The sequence below is a fragment of the Cellulomonas sp. H30R-01 genome (assembly GCF_010119915.1).
GTDB lineage: Bacteria > Actinomycetota > Actinomycetes > Actinomycetales > Cellulomonadaceae > Cellulomonas > Cellulomonas algicola.
In genome coordinates this window covers 3,217,834-3,234,937 of record NZ_CP048210.1, presented here as the reverse complement: position 1 = coordinate 3,234,937, position 17,104 = coordinate 3,217,834, and the positions used below count along the sequence as shown (strand labels likewise).

Annotated in this window: 15 protein-coding genes, 1 tRNA gene and 1 other RNA gene; 4 read left to right on the top strand and 13 right to left on the bottom strand. The window is 74.6% G+C overall.

The window, feature by feature from the left end; translation table 11 throughout:
* Window positions 1-70: 70 nt before the first annotated feature.
* From GXP71_RS14475 to GXP71_RS14435, 9 genes are all read right to left on the bottom strand, one after another.
* Window positions 71-907, bottom strand: a complete 837-nt coding sequence (locus GXP71_RS14475; protein ID WP_162353221.1) for a CPBP family intramembrane glutamic endopeptidase — start codon at window positions 905-907, stop codon at window positions 71-73.
* A gap of 266 nt (window positions 908-1,173) precedes the next feature.
* The gene (locus GXP71_RS14470) at window positions 1,174-1,722 is read right to left on the bottom strand and encodes a PadR family transcriptional regulator (protein ID WP_162353220.1); all 549 of its coding nucleotides are present in this window, start codon (window positions 1,720-1,722) and stop codon (window positions 1,174-1,176) included.
* Between the two features lie 82 nt (window positions 1,723-1,804).
* The gene (locus tag GXP71_RS14465; RefSeq protein WP_162353219.1) at window positions 1,805-2,200 is read right to left on the bottom strand and encodes a type II toxin-antitoxin system VapC family toxin; all 396 of its coding nucleotides are present in this window, start codon (window positions 2,198-2,200) and stop codon (window positions 1,805-1,807) included.
* Window positions 2,197-2,430, bottom strand: a complete 234-nt coding sequence (locus tag GXP71_RS14460) for a hypothetical protein (protein WP_124341263.1) — start codon at window positions 2,428-2,430, stop codon at window positions 2,197-2,199. Before GXP71_RS14460 ends, GXP71_RS14465 begins: the two co-directional genes overlap by 4 nt.
* Window positions 2,431-2,517: 87 nt before the next feature.
* Entirely contained in the window at window positions 2,518-3,609 is a 1,092-nt protein-coding gene (locus GXP71_RS14455) for an acyl-CoA desaturase (RefSeq protein ID WP_162353218.1), read from the bottom strand.
* Between the two features lie 381 nt (window positions 3,610-3,990).
* Window positions 3,991-6,744: a glycosyl hydrolase 53 family protein gene (locus GXP71_RS14450; RefSeq protein ID WP_162353217.1), complete on the bottom strand. Its 2,754-nt coding sequence runs from the start codon at window positions 6,742-6,744 to the stop codon at window positions 3,991-3,993.
* Between the two features lie 290 nt (window positions 6,745-7,034).
* Window positions 7,035-7,526, bottom strand: a complete 492-nt coding sequence (locus GXP71_RS14445) for an SHOCT domain-containing protein (protein WP_238402424.1) — start codon at window positions 7,524-7,526, stop codon at window positions 7,035-7,037.
* Between the two features lie 113 nt (window positions 7,527-7,639).
* On the bottom strand, window positions 7,640-8,650 hold the full coding sequence (locus GXP71_RS14440; protein ID WP_162353216.1) for an RDD family protein: 1,011 nt from the start codon (window positions 8,648-8,650) through the stop codon (window positions 7,640-7,642).
* Window positions 8,651-8,764: 114 nt separating this feature from the next.
* Window positions 8,765-8,849 (bottom strand) — tRNA-Ser (locus GXP71_RS14435).
* 112 nt (window positions 8,850-8,961) lie between these two features.
* On the opposite strand from GXP71_RS14435, the gene GXP71_RS14430 reads away from it, so the two are divergent.
* Both GXP71_RS14430 and GXP71_RS14425 read left to right on the top strand, forming a co-directional pair.
* Entirely contained in the window at window positions 8,962-9,618 is a 657-nt protein-coding gene (locus GXP71_RS14430) for a GNAT family N-acetyltransferase (RefSeq protein ID WP_162353215.1), read from the top strand.
* 64 nt (window positions 9,619-9,682) lie between these two features.
* Window positions 9,683-10,054 carry a VOC family protein gene (locus tag GXP71_RS14425; RefSeq protein ID WP_162353214.1) on the top strand — a complete coding sequence of 124 codons (372 nt, stop codon included), beginning with the start codon at window positions 9,683-9,685 and terminating at the stop codon, window positions 10,052-10,054.
* Between the two features lie 61 nt (window positions 10,055-10,115).
* On the opposite strand, the gene GXP71_RS14420 is transcribed toward GXP71_RS14425, so the two are convergent.
* Both GXP71_RS14420 and sthA read right to left on the bottom strand, forming a co-directional pair.
* On the bottom strand, window positions 10,116-13,877 hold the full coding sequence (locus tag GXP71_RS14420) for a glycosyltransferase (protein ID WP_162353213.1): 3,762 nt from the start codon (window positions 13,875-13,877) through the stop codon (window positions 10,116-10,118).
* Window positions 13,878-13,890: 13 nt separating this feature from the next.
* Window positions 13,891-15,363 carry a Si-specific NAD(P)(+) transhydrogenase gene (sthA, locus tag GXP71_RS14415; protein WP_202924256.1) on the bottom strand — a complete coding sequence of 491 codons (1,473 nt, stop codon included), beginning with the start codon at window positions 15,361-15,363 and terminating at the stop codon, window positions 13,891-13,893.
* 75 nt (window positions 15,364-15,438) lie between these two features.
* On the opposite strand from sthA, the gene GXP71_RS14410 reads away from it, so the two are divergent.
* Together GXP71_RS14410 and ffs are read left to right on the top strand one after the other, a co-directional pair.
* Window positions 15,439-16,161 carry an AAA family ATPase gene (locus GXP71_RS14410; RefSeq protein WP_162353212.1) on the top strand — a complete coding sequence of 241 codons (723 nt, stop codon included), beginning with the start codon at window positions 15,439-15,441 and terminating at the stop codon, window positions 16,159-16,161.
* Between the two features lie 80 nt (window positions 16,162-16,241).
* Window positions 16,242-16,338, top strand: an RNA gene (gene ffs / locus GXP71_RS14405) — signal recognition particle sRNA small type.
* Window positions 16,339-16,361: 23 nt separating this feature from the next.
* Here the strand turns inward: ffs and GXP71_RS20520 are convergent.
* Together GXP71_RS20520 and GXP71_RS14400 are read right to left on the bottom strand one after the other, a co-directional pair.
* Complete coding sequence (locus tag GXP71_RS20520) at window positions 16,362-16,493, bottom strand: hypothetical protein (RefSeq protein WP_255490122.1); 132 nt, start codon at window positions 16,491-16,493, stop codon at window positions 16,362-16,364.
* A gap of 113 nt (window positions 16,494-16,606) precedes the next feature.
* Window positions 16,607-17,062, bottom strand: a complete 456-nt coding sequence (locus GXP71_RS14400; RefSeq protein ID WP_200829759.1) for an Lrp/AsnC family transcriptional regulator — start codon at window positions 17,060-17,062, stop codon at window positions 16,607-16,609.
* Window positions 17,063-17,104 lie beyond the last annotated feature (42 nt).

Here is a 17,104-nt window from a genome sequence, read left to right as displayed (position 1 = left end):
TGGTGCGATCCGGTGGCCGAACCCACCGCGGGGCCGCCTCGCCGACGCGCCGCGTGGACCGGTGGATCCGTCAGTCGTCCGAGCCCCAGCGTCGCCACACGAGCACCGCCGTCAGGACCAGGAGCGGGAGGACGACGAGCGACTCCGGCCGCGCCGCGAAGGCCAGAGGGCTGTCGATGCGCACGACGTCCGCGTCGAGCAGCGCGAACGCGACCGCGTTGGCGACGCCGTGCTCGACGACCGCCGGCCACACGCTGCCCGTCCGCGCACGCATGACGCCCAGCACGACGGCCATCGCGAGGACCGCGACGGTGAACAGCGGGACCTGCAGCGCGAGCGGCACGTCGGTGTACTCGGAGCCCATCGCGAGGATGTACGGCACGTGCCAGACGGCCCACAGCGCGCCCACGGCGAGGTGGCGTCGCAACCCGCGCACGCCGAGCGCCTGCAGCCGCGGCTCCAGGTAGCCCCGCCACCCCCACTCCTCGAACAGCGCGAACAGCGTGCGGGCCACCAGGCCCGTCGCGACGAGCGTGCCGAACAGCGACAGCCCCCCGTCGCCCGCGTGCACGCGGCCCGTGAGGGCTCCGACCAGCAGCGCGACCGCGCTCGCGGCGGGCAGCCACAGGGCGCCGAAGACGTACCAGCCGCGCTCGCGGCCGATCCCGAGGCCGGCGTCGGCCCAGCCGTCGCGGCCGACCGTGCGCAGCGCGACCGCCATGAGGAACGGGCTCAGGACGAACAGCAGCGCGCCGGGGCTCGTCGCCCGGTCCTCCGCGCCGGCGAGCGCGAGCGCGCCGAGGACGGACAGGACCATGACGCCGACGGCGTAGATCGTGACGTTGCGCCACGACGCGGGTCGGGGCGTGCGGGTGCGGGCGGGGCGAGTGGCGGTGGACACGGACATGGCGAGCCTCCTCGTGCGGCGCGGTGCGGTGCGGTGGGTGCGGTGCGGGGACGGGCGGTGCGGTGCAGTGCGACGGGCGGTGCGAGCCGGTGCGCCGTCCCGTCGTCGTCGAAAGGGCGCGCGGGGTCGGTCGAGACCGACATGGGTGCGGTGCCGGGGTCCGGAACGGCACCCGTGTCGGTGTCGACCGGGGGTCAGGCGTGCGGTGCCGGGTCGGACGTCGGCCGGGGTCCCGGTGGGGCGGTGCGACGTCGGAGGGCGTGGGGTCAGGCGTCGTCGAGCTCGGTGAGCAGGTCCTCCACCCAGGTGAGCTCGGCGCGGGCGTGGACCAGGCCGTTGGACAGGGTGGCGAGCCGCAGGCGGACGGGCAGCGGGACGTCCCCGCCGGCCTGCGCGAGGGCCTGGTCGTTGAGGTGGCGGGTGTGCTCGAGGACCGCGACGAGCTCGCGGGCCTCGGCGGCGCGCTCGTGCAGGACGGCGCGCGCCTGCTCGACGCCGAGGCGCCCGACGAAGAACAGGCGCACGAGGAACGACTCGCGCGACGGGACGTACTCGACGGGTGAGGCGAGCCAGCGGTCGAGCTCGGCCTCGCCCGCCGGGGTGATCGAGTGCTCGCGCCGGTCGGGGCGGCCCTCCTGCGGGATGGTGCGGACGTCGACGAGCCCGTCGGCGGCCAGCACGGTCAGCGTGCGGTAGATCTGCGCCTGGTCGGCCGGCCAGAAGTGCGCGACCGACTCCTCCATGTGCTTGCGCAGGTCGTAGCCCGTCATCGGTGCGACCGACAGGAACCCGAGCACGGCGTGCTTCAGCGACATGCCCTGACCATAGATGACACGTCCTATATAAGACAAGACATCTATCGAGCGATGGTGCTTCCCCCGCTGGCCGGTAGCCGGCTCAGTCGAGGAGCAGCTCGCAGCGGACACCCGGGGCGCGCGCGAGGCGGCGGTCGCGCGTCAGAAGGGGGCAGCCGAGAAGCTCTGCGAGGGCGACGTAGGCGGCGTCGTACGCGGTGACGGCCCCCGACAGCCGCCTGATCTCCGTCTGCAGGGTCGCGAACGGCCAGAGGTCGAGGGGCAGTGCCGTGAGCCCGTCGAGAGCGAGCGTCGCCTCGGCATCGGAGAGCGCACCGGTAGCCCGGTGCCGGCGCAGCACGTTCGTGACCTCGTACGGCAGTAGGTCGGGCGCGGCAGCACGGGCGTCTGCGAGACGACGTGCGACCGCCTCGCCGTCGCCCGCCGGGTCCAGGAGGAGCGTGACGACGGCGGAGGCGTCGACGACGAGCAGCGTCACCGCCGGTCGGCGTCGAGGTCGTCGATCACGCGCGCGAGATCGAACGGCGGGTACGTCCGCGCGCGTGCGCGGATCGCGGCGACGGCGTCCGCTGCGGTCGGGTGGGCGGAGAGGTCGATGAGCTGCGCCCGCAGGTACTCCTGCAGCGACCGCCCGCTCCTGGCCGCGCGGGCGGCGAGCTCGTCACGCACGTCGTCAGGGACGTCGCGCACGGTGATGGTGACGCTCATGCCGCCATCGTAGCGGCGATGCATGCAGAATGCAGTCACGACCTGCGTACAGCGCCGCGACTCGGCGGGGGTCGCGACGGCCGTCTGTCAGGCGCGGTAGGCGGCGGTGATCGGGCAGGCGAACAGGTCGCGGTCCGGGCGGCCGACGGTGTTGAGGTGGTCGACGATCATCCGGTACGAGCGCACCAGCGACACCTGCGCGTAGGGGATCCCGCGCGCCTCGCAGTAGGCCCGCACGATCGGCTGCGCCCGGCGCAGCGTCGCGCGCGGCATCGACGGGAACAGGTGGTGCTCGACCTGGTGGTTGAGACCGCCCATGAGCACGTCGACCCAGCGGCCGCCGCGGATGTTGCGGCTCGTCAGCACCTGGCGGCGCAGGAAGTCGACGCGCGCGTCCTTGGGCAGCAGCGGCATGCCCTTGTGGTTCGGCGCGAACGACGCGCCCATGTAGAAGCCGAACAGCGCGAGCTGCACGACGGCGACGACGAGCGCCTTGAGCGGCGACATGACGGCGAGCACGAGCGCGGCCGCGCCGACCAGGCGGACCGCGAGGAACGCGATCTCGGTGCTCCGACGCTCGAGCGGCTCGCGCGACAGCACGCGCCGCACGGCGGCGACGTGCAGGTTGACGCCCTCGAGCAGCAGCAGCGGGAAGAAGAAGAACCCCTGCCGGGCCAGGTACCACCGCGACCACGCCGACTCGCGCGCGGCGATCTGCTCGGGCGTGAAGGACAGGACCTTCATGTCGATGTCGGGGTCGGTCCCGACCTTGTTCGGGTTCGCGTGGTGGCGGGTGTGCTTGTGCTGCCACCAGCCGTGGCTGAGGCCGACGAACAGGTTCGCGAGGACCAGGCTGGCCCAGGTGTTGGCGCGGCCCGACGCGAAGATCTGCCGGTGCGCGGCGTCGTGCCCGAGGAACGCCACCTGCGTGAGCACGACGGCCGCGACGACGGCGACCGCGACCTGCCACCACGAGTCGCCCACCAGCACGACCGCGGCGACGAGGCCCGCCATCGCGACGACAGCCCCGGAGAGGCGAGCGGCGTAGTGTCCGGGCCGGCGCGCCATGAGGCCCGCGGCCTGCACGGCGTGCGCGAGCTCGGTGAAGTCGCTGACCGCGCGGCGGCGCGAGCCGGCGGAGCCGTCGACGTGCGAGGCGGGGAGGGCGGTCGTGCTCATGGGCTGTCCGTCCAGTCGGTCCGGCCGCGACGCGGCGGGGCGCGAGGCGACGGAGTCTCGGGCGCACGTCGCCGGATCGCCCTGGCTCGACGGAGACGACGAAGGCCCCGGCCGGGTCGACGGCCGAGGCCCGTGCTGTGAAGTCCCGCCCACGGTACGTCAGAGACGGTGCTCGCGTGCGGTGAACCGTCCACCGGTCACACGCGTGCCTGTGAGTTCGCGACGGCTCAGCACGACGGCCGCGTTCCGTGCGACGGCAGTGCTCCGCACGACGGGAGGGCGCCGCACGACGGGAGGGCGCCGCGCGACGGGAGGGCGCCGCGCGACGGGAGCCCGGGACCGTCGCGACCCGGGGCTCCCGTCGTGCGGGCGTGCCGTGCGTCAGGCGGTGGCCCGACCGGCGCGCGCCCTCCGCCGCGTCGCGACGACGACTGCCGCACCGCCGAGGAGGAGGAGCAGCACACCCGTCGCGAGAGGCGCCGCGAGGTCCGCGCCCGTCGTGGCGAGCGACGCGCCGGCGACCCGGATCTCCACCTGCGCGAGCACCACGCCCGTGGCGTCGCGCACCTGCAGGTGGTGGAGGCCGGGGGACAGCGTCGTCGGGATCGTGACGGTCGCCGTCGCCGTGCCGCCCACGACCGGGACGGTCGCGAGGCGCTGGTAGGTGCTGGCGACGCCGACCTCGACCTGCGAGCCGGCCACGCCGGTGACCGTCACGGTGACCGTGTCGCCCGGCCGGACCGTGGTCCTGCCGGCGGTGATCGCCGGACCGCTCGCCGACGCCGACGCGGTCGGGGCGGGCGTCGTCGTCGGGCTCGACGTCGGCGTGGTCGTGGGCGTGCTCGTCGGCTCGTCCGTGGGCGTGGTCGTGGGCGTGGGCGTGGCCGTGGCCGTGGGCGTCACCGTCGGCGTGACCGTCGGTGTCGGGGTGGCGGTCGCCGCGGGTTCCAGCCCGTCGACCGCATCCGTCACGAGGGCCGTCACGCTGTCCACGTCCTGCTGCGTCGGCTGCCCGGCGGCGAGGATCACGCGACCCGACGCGACCGCGTCGTCGAGGACCGCGACCGACTCCGGGGTCCACGCGTCGCGGTCGACCGCGTCGGCCGACGCGAGCGCCGCCTGAAGCGCGGTCGTGTCGACGGTCGTCGCCGTGACCGTCGGCTCGAGGCGCACGTCGTCGATCACGCCCCATGCGGGCGCGTCGAGGCTCAGCCACGCGCCGACCTTCACGAGGCCGTCGTCGCCCACGACCACGTCCGGGACGGTGAACGTCGTCGGCGTGTTCCAGCCCGCGAGCCACACGGGCGTCGACCGGGTGCCGCTCGTCTCGTTCCAGGCCCAGATGTTCAGGTCGGTGCCGGTCTGGTCGCCGCCGTGCAGCGTGGCCGACAGCGTGTACGTGCCCGCGGGGACGCCCGTGAGCTGCTGGCTGAGGTCGACGGTGAACGGCGTGCCCGCCCAGAACGCGACCGCACGGCTGCCGTCGGTCGCGTTGCCCGTCGTCTTGATGGCGTTGTCACCCGACGCGACCGAGTACGTGAGGTCCCACATGCTCGTGTCGGCGTCCTCGAAGGACCCGTTGACGACGACGTTCTGGGCGCGGACGCGGACGGTCGCGACCGTGTCGACGCCCGTCGACGTCCGCCCGGGGATGCGGTAGGTGCCGGTCCCGCGGATCCAGCTCAGTGCGCCGCCCCACGTGACCGACGCGGTCTCCTGCGTGCCGTCGTTGTACCGGACGGTGATCGTCGACGGCAGCGTCACGGGGTCGCCGAGGCGCACGTCGACCTCGGGCTTCTCGACGGACGTGGGGACGCGCTCGGTCGTCGCGCCGGTGCGGACGTACCGGAACACGTCGAGGGACTCGAGCGGCGTGCCGTCGAACGCGAACAGCGCCTGGTTGTCCCACGCGGAGCCGCCGTGCCAGTCGCGCGCGTCCTCGTCGTACCCGCCGGCGTAGCTCGACGCCCAGCCGGAGCCGTGCTGCTCCCACAGCGCGTTCTGCGACGCCCAGTCCGCCGGCCCGCCGACGGGCAGCCACGCGGGCTCCCAGTAGAAGACGCCGATGCCTGCGTCGCCGACGGCGTGCACGGCCGCGATCACGTCGCGTACCAGGTCGGCCTGGCCCTGCACGCTGATCGGGTACACGGGCGTGGTGGAGGTGTTGATCGTGTTGCCGTGCTGGTCGCCGTTGTCGGTCGTGTACGCCCACGACGTCTCGGCGACCATGACCTTCTTGTCGTACGTGTCGGCGACGTGCCTCAGGACGCTCGTGAGGTTCGTCAGCGAGCCGTGCCACATCGGGTACCAGGAGCTCGCGAACACGTCGTAGTCGACGTCCGCCCGGTCGAGGATGCCGGCGTAGGTCGCGTACCGGCCGTTCTCGGGGTTGGTGAAGTGCAGCGCGACGAGCGCGTCGTCGCCGTAGTCGGACGCGCGGACGGCCGCGGACCCCGCCTCGTAGACGGCGACGCACGGCGCCCACGACGCGTCGGTGGCGCTCCCGGACTCGCAGCGGATGCCCGCGATGCCGTTGTTCGACTCGTTGCCGATCTGCACCATGCCGACGTCCACGCCGGCCGCCGCGAACGCGTCGAGCGCGTCGGCGGTGAACTCGCCCGCGGCGTCGGCCCGCTCGGAGTCCGTGAGGGCCGCCCACGCCTTCGGCACGTGCACCTTCGCGGGGTCGGCCCAGAAGTCGGAGTAGTGGAAGTCGACGAGCACGCGCAGCCCGGCCTCGGTCGCCCGCCGCCCGATCTCGACCGCGCGGGGCACGTCGACGGTCCCGCCGCCGTAACCGTGGCCCTCGGCGTCGTACGGGTCGTTCCAGACACGGACGCGGACGTACGTGACGTCGTGGTCGGCGAGGACCTCGAACAGGTCCGTCTGCTGGCCGTCGGAGTCGCGGAAGACCGTGCCGCTCTCCTCGAGCGACAGGACCGAGGACACGTCGACGCCGGCGGCGAAGTCCGCGGGGAGGCCGTCGACCTTCTCGACGAAGATGCCCGCGTCGACGGGACCGGGGTCCTCGGCCGCGGCGGACAGGGCGGTGGGGGCGAGGATCGCCGCACCCACGGCGATCGCGGCGGTGGTGGCTCGCGCGGCGCGCGTCGAGCGGGATCTGGTGGGCGTCATGACACTCCGTCGAGTCGAACGCGGTACCGCACGCGCGTCGTCGCGCTGTGCACGGTCCCAGCCTGAGACCGCGCACAACATACGCCAGGACCAGCCTCCGGGCGCAAGAGGGCGTCCACAGGCGAGACGAAACCGTGACCGTTCACAGCGAGCGGGCGCGGTTGGTGGCGACGGGTCCAGCGCGGCGGGCGACGCCCCCTCCACGTCCGGCAGGCGACGCAACGGTCGACCAGGCGGGCCGCAGACGGCGTGCGGCCCGGAGGCTCAGAACCAGGGACGGACGGGCGAGGTCAGGCGCCCGACAGCAGGCGCGCCTTCGCCGCCTCGAACTCCGCGTCCGACAGGTGCCCCGCCGCGCGCAGCGAGCCGAGCCGCTCGAGCCGCTCCAGGAGGTCGCCCTCGCCCTCGGGGCCCGCGGAGCCCGTCGTCGGCGCACCCGACGTCCCCGCCTCGGCAGCGGTCGGCTCCGGCGGTGCCGCGACGACGCTGAACGGTCGCTTCGCCGCGGCCGCCTCCTCCTCACGCTTCTCTTCGAACGCGTGATACCCCTCGCGCGCCGCGTCGACCGCACCCTTGCCCGCCACGACCGCACCGTTCGCGATCGCGACCCCGGTCTCCGCCGCGATCGCCACCGCCTCACCGCTGCGCGTCGTCAGCATCGACTTCGTCTCGTCGCTCACGGGGAGGAAGCCGATGCCCTTGCTGAGCCCGCGGTGCACGTCCCGCGCGAACCCGTGCCGCTGCAGGCGGGCGTCGAGGTTCGAGCGCGTCTCGTCGGTCATGTCGCCTCCGTCGTCGTCCGTGGGCGCAGCGCGCGGCTGCGTGCGGTCATCCGCGTCAATCTAGGCCACGGTGCGAGAAGACGGCGCGTCCAGGCGCACCCTCCTCGCCGACGTCACCAGTCGGCGCGCGGCGACGTCGGCAGCTCCGTGGCGTCGTCGCCGAACCCGAGCCCGCACAGCACCTCCGACGTCCCGTCGACGTCCTGGGCGAACTCGACGAGCGCGCCACTGCCGGCCTCGTCGAGGACACCGCGCGGGATCGTCAGCTCGGGCACCTGGGTCACGTCGTCCGTCCAGGCGGCACCGTCCCGGAACGTCACCGTCGAGCGCCACGCCGCGTCGCCGTCCGCCCCGATCACCGCCACGTCGAGCGTGGTCCCGTCCGGGTCGGCACCCGGAGCGAGCGTCCACGACAGGACGACCGGCGGCCGCGCCGGGGACAGCCGCCGGATGCCGAGCCGCGTGACCCAGACGTCCCCGGGCTCGCGTCCGGACAACGTCGCGAGACCCGAGGCGTGGTCGGGGGCGAGCGTGCACTCGACCGTCGTCTCGCCGCTCTCGGTCGCGGCGGGGGAGAGCACCAGCGCCCCGGCGGTCACGGTCGCGACGCCGACGACCACCGGCACCGGCACGTCCACGCGCGCCCGCACGACCACCGTCCGCACGACCGAGTCGGCGAACGTCTGCCGCCGCGGGTGCCACAGCGGCCGCAGCCAGCCGACCAGCAGGATCCAGTCGAGCGCGTGCAGCAGGTCGCGCAGCACCGTGACCAGAAGCCCCGCGGGCGCACCGTCGCGCTCGCGCACCACGCGGATGCCGACCATCGCCTTGCCCGGCGTCATGCCGGTGAACGCCTGGAGCACGAGCAGCAGGACGACCGCGCCGCACGTCCACCACGAGAACCGTCCGTCGGGCTCGATGCCCGGCACCGCCGCGAGCGGCCACCACGGTGCGGGCCGGAACGGCACGGGTGCCACGGACCCCGTCGCGAGCCAGGCGACCGCCGCGACGAGCAGCCCGTCCGACACGGACGCGAGCGCCCGCCGCCACCAGGCCGCGTACCGCGGAGCCGCGGGCGCGCCCGGCTCGGTCGTCGCCGTCGCCGGCACGTCGGTCGTCGTCATGCGCGGATGCTCCCACCACGGGGCCGCATCGCGGGGGCGTTCGGGCGACGACGCGTGAGCGGGACGACGAAGGGCCCGCGCTGCACGGTGGCAGGTCACGGGCCCTTCGGGCGGCGGAGGATGGGGGATTCGAACCCCCGAGGGCTTTCACCCAACACGCTTTCCAAGCGTGCGCCATAGGCCACTAGGCGAATCCTCCAGGCGGGCCCAGGGTACTCGACCCGACCGCGATCTCCGAAACGGGCGACGGGGACGGGGTCGGGCGGCCACGATGGGGTGTCGGTCGAGGACGCGGCGACGAGGAGGGCGCGATGGTGGTGGCGCAGGACGCGGACGGCGACGTCGCGACGGTCGAGGGCGTGCAGATCCGGCGGGCGCGCCCGGCGGACCTCACGGCGACGCGGACGGTGCTCGCCCGGGCGCTCGCGCACGACCCGCTGATGGACTGGATCTTCGGCCTGCGGGCGGACCGGTCGGCGGCGGTCGCGGCGTTCCTGTGGGGCGCGATCGAGGAGTACGTCCTGGCGGGCAACGCCTGGCTCGCGGTCGACGATCGCCGGGCCGTGGGTGCGGCGGCGTGGCGGGTGCCGGGCACGGAGGCGGCGGGAGCGGACGGCGGTCCGGCGCTGCCCGGGCCGTCGACGCTGGGGCTCCTGCTGCCCGCGGACCGCGTCGTGCTGGTGCGCGAGGGGTTCGCGGCGATGCACGGCCTGCTCCCCGACGAGCCGCGCGCGCTCCTGCACTTCCTGGGCGTCGACGCCGACCGGCGGGGCTTCGGGCTCGGTGCGGCGCTGGTCGAGGCCGGGCTCGCGGGCGTCCCGGACCACCTGCCCGCGCACGTCAACACGACGCTCGAGAGCAACGTCGCGTTCTACGTCGCGCGGGGCTTCACGCACGTCGGCGCGGTGCGGCTCGGGCCGCGCGGACCGCAGATGCACGGGCTGCGGCGACCCGCACGCCGCCCCTAGTCTGGCGAGGTCCGGCCCGGCGCGGACGGCGCCGGGCACGAGCGCGACGAGCGGAGCGACGGCCATGGCGCACGGCGACATCACGCATGTCGACATCCCTGCGGACGACATGCAGCGGGCGACGACGTTCTACCGGACGGTGTTCGGGTGGGACGTGCAGGAGTTCCCCGGGTTCGAGGGGTACCCGATGTGGCGGGCCCCGAACCAGATCAGCGGCGGCGGCTTCGGGCCGCGCGGCGGCGACCTGCAGGTGCCGCGGTCGACGATCGAGGTCGACTCGATCGAGGACGCGCTCGCCGCGGTCGAGGCGAACGGCGGCAAGGTCGTCCGCGGCAAGGAGGAGATCACGCCGACCAGCTGGTGGGCGGTGTTCGAGGACTCCGAGGGCAACCAGATGGGCCTGTACGAGGGCACCACGGAGACGGACGCGGGCTGACGGACGGCGCACGGGACGTCGCACACGTCGACGTCCCGGCCGCCGACGTCCCGCGCGCGCCTCAGGGCCGGTCGAACGCCGCGTGCACGGACGGCTGCAGCCAGGACGGCAGCGCCGCCCGCGCCCGCAGCGCGGCCTGCACGAGCTCGGGCCGCTCGAGCGCCCGCAGACGTCGACGTCGTCGGGCGCTCGGCCGTCTGTACGCGGCGACCTGCGCGGCGGTCCCGGCGATCGCCCGGGCCGCGTCGAGGTCGCCCGACCGCAGTGCGGTCACGTAGTCGTCGAGGGTGATCTGGAACAGGCGCGGCACGACGAGGTCGCGCACGTAGTACCGCTGCATGCGGACGTCGTCGGGCGTGGTGCGCGCGAGCTTGTCGAGGAAGGCCACGCGGCTGGCGCGGAACCGCTCGCCCGCCGACGTGCTCGTCGCGTGCACGCGGAACCGGGTGAGCGACTCGCGGACGAACTCCGCGTGCCAGCCCGCGCGGAACATGCGGATGAACAGGTCGTCGTCCTCGTACCCGACGAGCTGCGGGTCGAACCCGCCGACCTCGCGGTACGCGTCGGCGCGCAGGACGGACGCGGACGGCACGACCATGAGGTCCGACGCGAGCAGCTCGAGCAGCGTGCGGTGCGGGTGCGGCAGCTGGTACGTGCGGATGTACGAGCGCGTGACGGTGCCGCCCTCGCCGTCGATCTCGTCGAAGTCGCTGTACGACCACGCGACGTGCTGCGAGCGCTCGAACGGCCGCACGAGCCGGGCCAGGTGCTGCGGGTACCAGGTGTCGTCCTGGTCGAGGAACGCGAGCAGGTCCCCGCGCGCGGCGGCGGCCGCGGTGTTGCGGGCGGCGGACTGCCCGGCGTTGTCCTGCCGCAGGACGCGGATCGGCACGGGCGAGTCGAACGCGGCGGCGAGCGCGCCGCCTCCGTCGGTCGAGCCGTCGTCGACGACGAGGACCTCGACGGGCAGCAGGGTCTGCGCGGCGATCGAGCGCAGCGCGTCCCGGACGTACCCGGCGCCCTGGTAGAGCGGGAGGATCGCGGTCACGGCGGCCGACCGCGGGTGCGCGGTCGCGGCCCCCGGACGGGCGGCGACCGGCGCGGGTGTCCGGGGGACGACGGCGACCGGCGCGGGGGTCCCGGGAGCGACGACGTCCGGCGACGCGGGGGTCCGCGACGCGTCGGCGTCGGCCCGCGCGATGGTCCCGACGGGAGGTGCCGCCGGCGCGAGCCCGTCGACGGGGTAGCGACGGGCGACCTCGGCGCTGTCCGCCGCGTCGACGGGCCAGCTCACGGGACCGGCGGGCGGGCCGACCTTCTCGGCGACCACCCACGCCCCGGACTCGCTGGCGACCGCGGGCATGAGGTACGCGTGCTCGCGCCAGTGCGCCGACGGCGTCACCGTCACGCCACCGGCCATGCCCGTGCGCAGCGTGCGGAAGCCCGTGGCGGGCCCGAAGAGCTGGCGCAGGCCCGCGTCCGAGAGCCGCCAGAAGTCGTTCGGCTGGGCGTGCGTGGGCCAGGTCCACGGGACGACGTGGCACGTGAGCCCGCCGGGCGCGAGCACCTTGCCGATCTCGGCGGCGACGAGCCACGGCGCCGCGACGTGCTCGAGCAGGCTCCGCGACACCACGACGGCGTACTCGCCCGCGGGCACCGCCGTGGACAGCGCGTGCACGTCCGCGACGACGTCGACGCCCGGACCTGCGTGGATGTCGAGGTGCCGGACGACGCGTCCCGCGAAGGGGGCCTCGAGCCGCTCGTACTCGTCGGGCCGGTCGGTCCGCGAGCCCAGCCAGAGGACCGGTCCGGGCGGTGCGGCGGCGGCGAGCTCGGCCAGGAGCTCCTCCTCGTCGAGCTCCGCGACCTCGTCGTGGCGCGGGAGCGGGTGGTCCGGCAGGTCGAGCGGGACGCGGTGGTCGCCGCGCGCGGTGTGCACGACGAGCGTGACCTCGCCGTGCGGGGTGCCTGGCACGTACGCCGCGAACCCGGTGTCGACCACGTGCGGGTCGCCGGGCCAGAACGCCGCCAGGTCGGGGCGGGGGCGCCGCGCGGCACGGACCGAGGTGCCGCGGACCTCGACGGACACGCCGCTCGCGGGCTCGGGCGCGGTGTGCGCCCAGCCCTCGAGGTACACCCCCGACGCGTCGCACCAGTACACGTCGACGCCGTGGTGCACGGGAGCCTCGACGGGGCGCAGCGGTGCGACCTCCTCGACGGCACCCTGCGCGGCGGCGAGCGTGACGTGCTCCTGCGCGATGGCGGCCAGCGCCTGCGCGTGCGGGTCGTCCGGGTGCTCGCCGGCGGCGTCGGCCGCGGTGGTGAACCACAGGCGCGCGGTGCGCGGGTCGCCGGTGTTGAGCGCGCGCATCCCGAGCGAGAGCAGCGCGTCGAGCGCGGACGTCCTCCAGCGGCCGTCGCCGCGGGCCAGGCGGGGTGCGGCGTCCGCGACGGGTCCGACGAGCGGGCCGGCGTCGTCGTACCGGCCGCGCGCGACGAGCTCGACGAGGACGTGGCAGCGGCGGCCGGCCACGCGGTCGCGTCCGTCGGGCGTGGACGTGTCGAGGTGCTCGGGCAGCTCGAGCGCGAGCGCGGCCGCGTCGGCGGGTCGGGTGCGGGCCAGGGCGACCGCCCGGTGCACGGCGGCCTCGAACCGGACGTCGAGCGCGTCGAGGTCCGTCGGGTGGGTGCCGATCCACGTGATCGCGGCCTGCTGCGCGAGCGCGAGGTACCGCTCGGCGGCGGTGACGTCGTCGCGCGACAGGAGGCAGGTCATGCCGATCGCGTGCGCCGCCCCGGGCAGGGCCCACGACGCGTCCGCCCCGGCGTGCAGCGCCGCGAGCGCCGCGTCGGGGTCGTCGAGGTCGACGCCGTGCCGGGCGCGGACCGTCTCGACCATGCGGGGGATCGCCTTCTCGGCCTCCGCGAACGCGCCCCGGGCGACGAGCGAGCGCACGAGCCGCGTCGCCGTGCCGACGGCGAGCGCGCCGGACGGGTCCGCCTCGGCGGCGCGGTGCGCGTAGTAGTCCTCGAGCACGGCGGGCGGCAGGTGCCGGTCCCAGTGCGGTGCGGGCGCGGAGGTGTCGTCGGTCGCGAACGCGACGAGCGTGAGGCCCTCGCGGCGGACCTCGGCGACGGCGAACCCGGCCTTCCGCAGCAGGTCGCGCAGGCCGTCGCGGGTCGCGAGGACGGTGTGCAGGCCGGCGCTCAGGGCGGCGACGACCTCCGGCTCGGGGGACTCGGGGGTGACGTGCTCGGCGGCCGGGGTCGTGAGCAGGACGATCCCCGTCGGGCCCGCGTGGCGGCGCAGGACGCGCGCGAGGTCGAGCGGTGCGGGCACGTGCTCGATGACCTCGCTCGCCAGGATCAGGTCGAACGTGCCGCCCAGGTCCGACTCCGTCGTCAGGAAGTCGTGGACGATCGGCACGCCCAGCTCGGCGGCGCCGCGGACCGCCGCGTACGACGGGTCGATGCCCAGCACCTCCCAGCCGTGCGCGAACCGGGCGACGTCGAGCGCGAAGCCGTAGTTGCAGCCGACGTCGAGGAAGCGCCGCACGCGCGCGGGTTCGACGGCGGCGAGGGCCGTCGCGATGGTCCCGACCCCCGCACCGCCCTCGACGTACTCGTCGACCTGCACGTCGTCCGAGCCGGACGCGCCGGCGACGGGCAGCAGGTCGAGCGCGCCGCACGTCGCGCAGCGCACGCCGTGGATCTCGGCCCCGTCGGGTCCGGCCGTCGTGACGACCCCGTCGGCCGTGCCGCGCGTCCCGCAGATGCGGCAGTCGAGGTCCCGAGCGGGCCCTCCCCACGTGAGCCCCGCCACCGGTCCTCCTCCGTCACACCTCGCTGAACCGTGCCACCGCGCGGATCTTGTTCGTCGCGTCCAGCGCCGCGACCTTGTACGCCTCGGACAGCGTCGGGTAGTTGAGCACGGTGTCCACGAGGTAGTCCACGTCGCCGCCGCACGCCATGATCGCCTGGCCGATGTGCACGAGGTCGGTCGCCGACGTCCCGAAGATGTGCACCCCGAGCAGCTCCCGCGTCTCCGTGTGCACGAGCAGCTTGAGCATCCCGTAGGAGTCGCCGACGATCTGGCCGCGTGCGAGCTCACGGTAACGCGCGATCCCGACCTCGTAGGGGACCGAGTCCGCGGTGAGCTGGTCCTCCGTCCGCCCGCAGTACGAGATCTCCGGGATCGTGTAGATCCCGATGGGCTGCACGGCCGCGAGCTCGCGCGCGGGCTCGTCGAACGCGCGGTACGCCGCGAGCCGGCCCTGGTCCATGGACGTGGCCGCGAGCGCGGGGAAACCGATGACGTCGCCGACGGCGAAGATGTGCGGTACCGCGGTCCGGTAGTCCCCGTCGACGACGATGCGCCCGCGCTCGTCCGCCTGCAGCCCGGCGGCCTCGAGGTTCAGGCGGGCCGTCTGCCCCTGTCGCCCGGCGGAGTACATGACGGTGTCGGCGGCGATCTTCTTGCCCGACGCGAGGCGTGTGACGGTCCCGCGTGAGCCGGTGTCGACGCCCGCGACCTCCTCGCCGAGCCGGAACGACACCGACAGGTCGCGCAGGTGGAACTTCAGGGACTCGACGACCTCGGGGTCGCACATCTCCAGCATCGTCGGGCGCTTGTCGATGATCGTCACGCGGGTCCCGAGCGCGGCGAACATGGACGCGTACTCGATGCCGATGATCCCGGCGCCGACGACGACCATCGACCCCGGCACCCGGTCGAGCGCGAGCACGCCGTCGGAGTCGACGACGGTCCGCTCGTCGAACTGCACGGTGTCGGGCCGGTGAGGACGGGACCCGGTCGCGATGACGACGAACCGGCCCGAGAACCGCGTGCGCCTCCCGTCGTCGTCGGTGATCTCGACGGTGTGCGGGTCGACGAACGCCGCGGCCCCCGCGTGCAGGTCGACGTGGTTGCGCAGCAGCTGCGCACGCACGACCTCGATCTCGCGACCGATGACGTGCTGCGTGCGCGCGAACAGGTCCTCGATCGTGATGTCGCTCTTCACGCGGTAGCTCGCGCCGTACATGTCACGCTGCGCCATGCCCGTCAGGTAGAGGACGGCCTCCCGCAGCGTCTTCGACGGGATCGTGCCGGTGTTGACGGAGACGCCGCCCATCATGTGCCGCCGCTCGACGACCGCGACGCGGTGCCCGAGCTTCGCCGCGGCGATCGCCGCCTTCTGGCCGCCCGGCCCGGAGCCGATCACGACGAGGTCGTAGTCGTACCGCTCGGTCCCCGGCGCAGGTGTCGCCGGGGGCGCGGCCACCGGTCCCGGGATGCCGTCGCTGCTCACCTCTCCGAGTGTGGCCCGGTCGACCGTCCCGCACACCCGCTGGACGCGCGCCCGACCGCCGGGTACACCTGCGGCGTGAGCCTCGACCGTCCGCTGCCCGTGCGACGCGTCCAGCCGTCGGGCGTGCCGGACGACGCGGACGCGCCCTGGTACGCCCGCATCCCCGCCGTGCGGCAGGTGATGGCGGAGGGCTGGGACCTCGACCCGGTGACGATCCTCGTCGGGGAGAACGGTGCCGGGAAGTCGACGCTCGTCGAGGCGCTCGCCCTCAGCCGCGACATGGGGCCGGAGGGCGGGTCGATCGGGTCCGCGCACTCGACGCGCCCGTCGGAGGCCGAGCTGCGGTTCCGGCTCGTGCGCGACGTCGGCGCCGGGCGGTTCGGCTTCTTCCTGCGCGCCGAGACGATGCACTCCTTCTACACGTACCTCGAGGAGAACCCGGGCATGCGCCCGGAGCCGCGGTTCCACGAGATGTCGCACGGCGAGTCGTTCCTGTCCCTCGTCGGAGACCGCATGTTCAAGCCGGGGCTGTACCTGCTCGACGAGCCCGAGGCGGCGCTGTCGTTCACCGGCTGCCTCGCGCTGCTCGCGCACCTGCACGACCTCGTCCGCTCTCCCGGGTCGCAGGTCGTCCTGTCGACGCACTCGCCGATCCTCGCGGCGCTGCCCGGCGCGACGGTCTGGGAGGTCGGCGAGTGGGGGATGCGGCGGTGCGACTGGGACGACCTCGACCTCGTCCAGCGGTGGCGCGGGTTCCTCGACGACCCGCACCGCTACCTGCGGCGCGTCCTGGACTGACGGCCGTCGCCGCGCGCGTGTCCGGGCCGTGCGCCGCTCGGCCGTGCGCGAGGGCGTCCCCACGTCCGTTAGGCTGGTGGGCAGACCCCTCGTGCGGCGTCATCTCGCTGAACCCCCCCAGGGCCGGAAGGCAGCAAGGGCAGGTGAGCTCTGGCGGGTGTGCGAGGGGTCCTTCACGTCCCGGGCGGGATCCGGGAGGATCACGCCTCGGGCGACGAGCGCTCCCGTCGCGTCCACTGCGCCAGGTAGGAGCCCGCGGCGGCGACCACGACGAGCGCGAGGACGAACCCCGCGGCGCCCAGCACCAGGACGGTGGTGTGCCAGAACGTCATCCCCTGCTGCCTCTCGCGCGTCGTGAGCCGTCGTCGAACCTATCGACGGGCGCGCGCCGCCCGACAGGGACCGACGTCCCGCGGGTGGGGTGAACCGTCGCGACGACGGCGCGTCAGGCGGGCTCGGGGTCGCGCAGGGCGAGGCGCGTGAACGTCTGCGCGGCGCCCGCCTCACGCTTGAGCCGGCGGACGAGGCGGTCGAGCGACGCGGGGTCCGCGACGAGCGCGTGCAGCAGGTAGTCGTACGAGCCGGTCACGTGCACCGCGTCGAGGACCTGCGGGAAGCCGGGCGCGCGTCGCAGCGCCGCCTGGAAGTCCTCGTTGGTCGTCTCCGGCGCCAGGCGCACCTCGATGAAGACCTCGAGCCCGCCGACGGGCGCTCCCGCGGGTGCGCGGCCGGTGACGATCGTGAAGCCGCGGATCGTGCCGTCGTCCACCAGGCGGCGCACGCGTGCCGCCGCGGCGTTCGCGGAGAGGCCCACGCGCGCGCCGAGCTCGCGGAACGGCAACCGCGCATCCGCGGTCAGCTCTCGAAGGATCGCGTCGTCGATGACGTCCACGGCGCACATTCTCGCAGTCCGACGACGACTTGCGCAGCGGACCGTCGACGC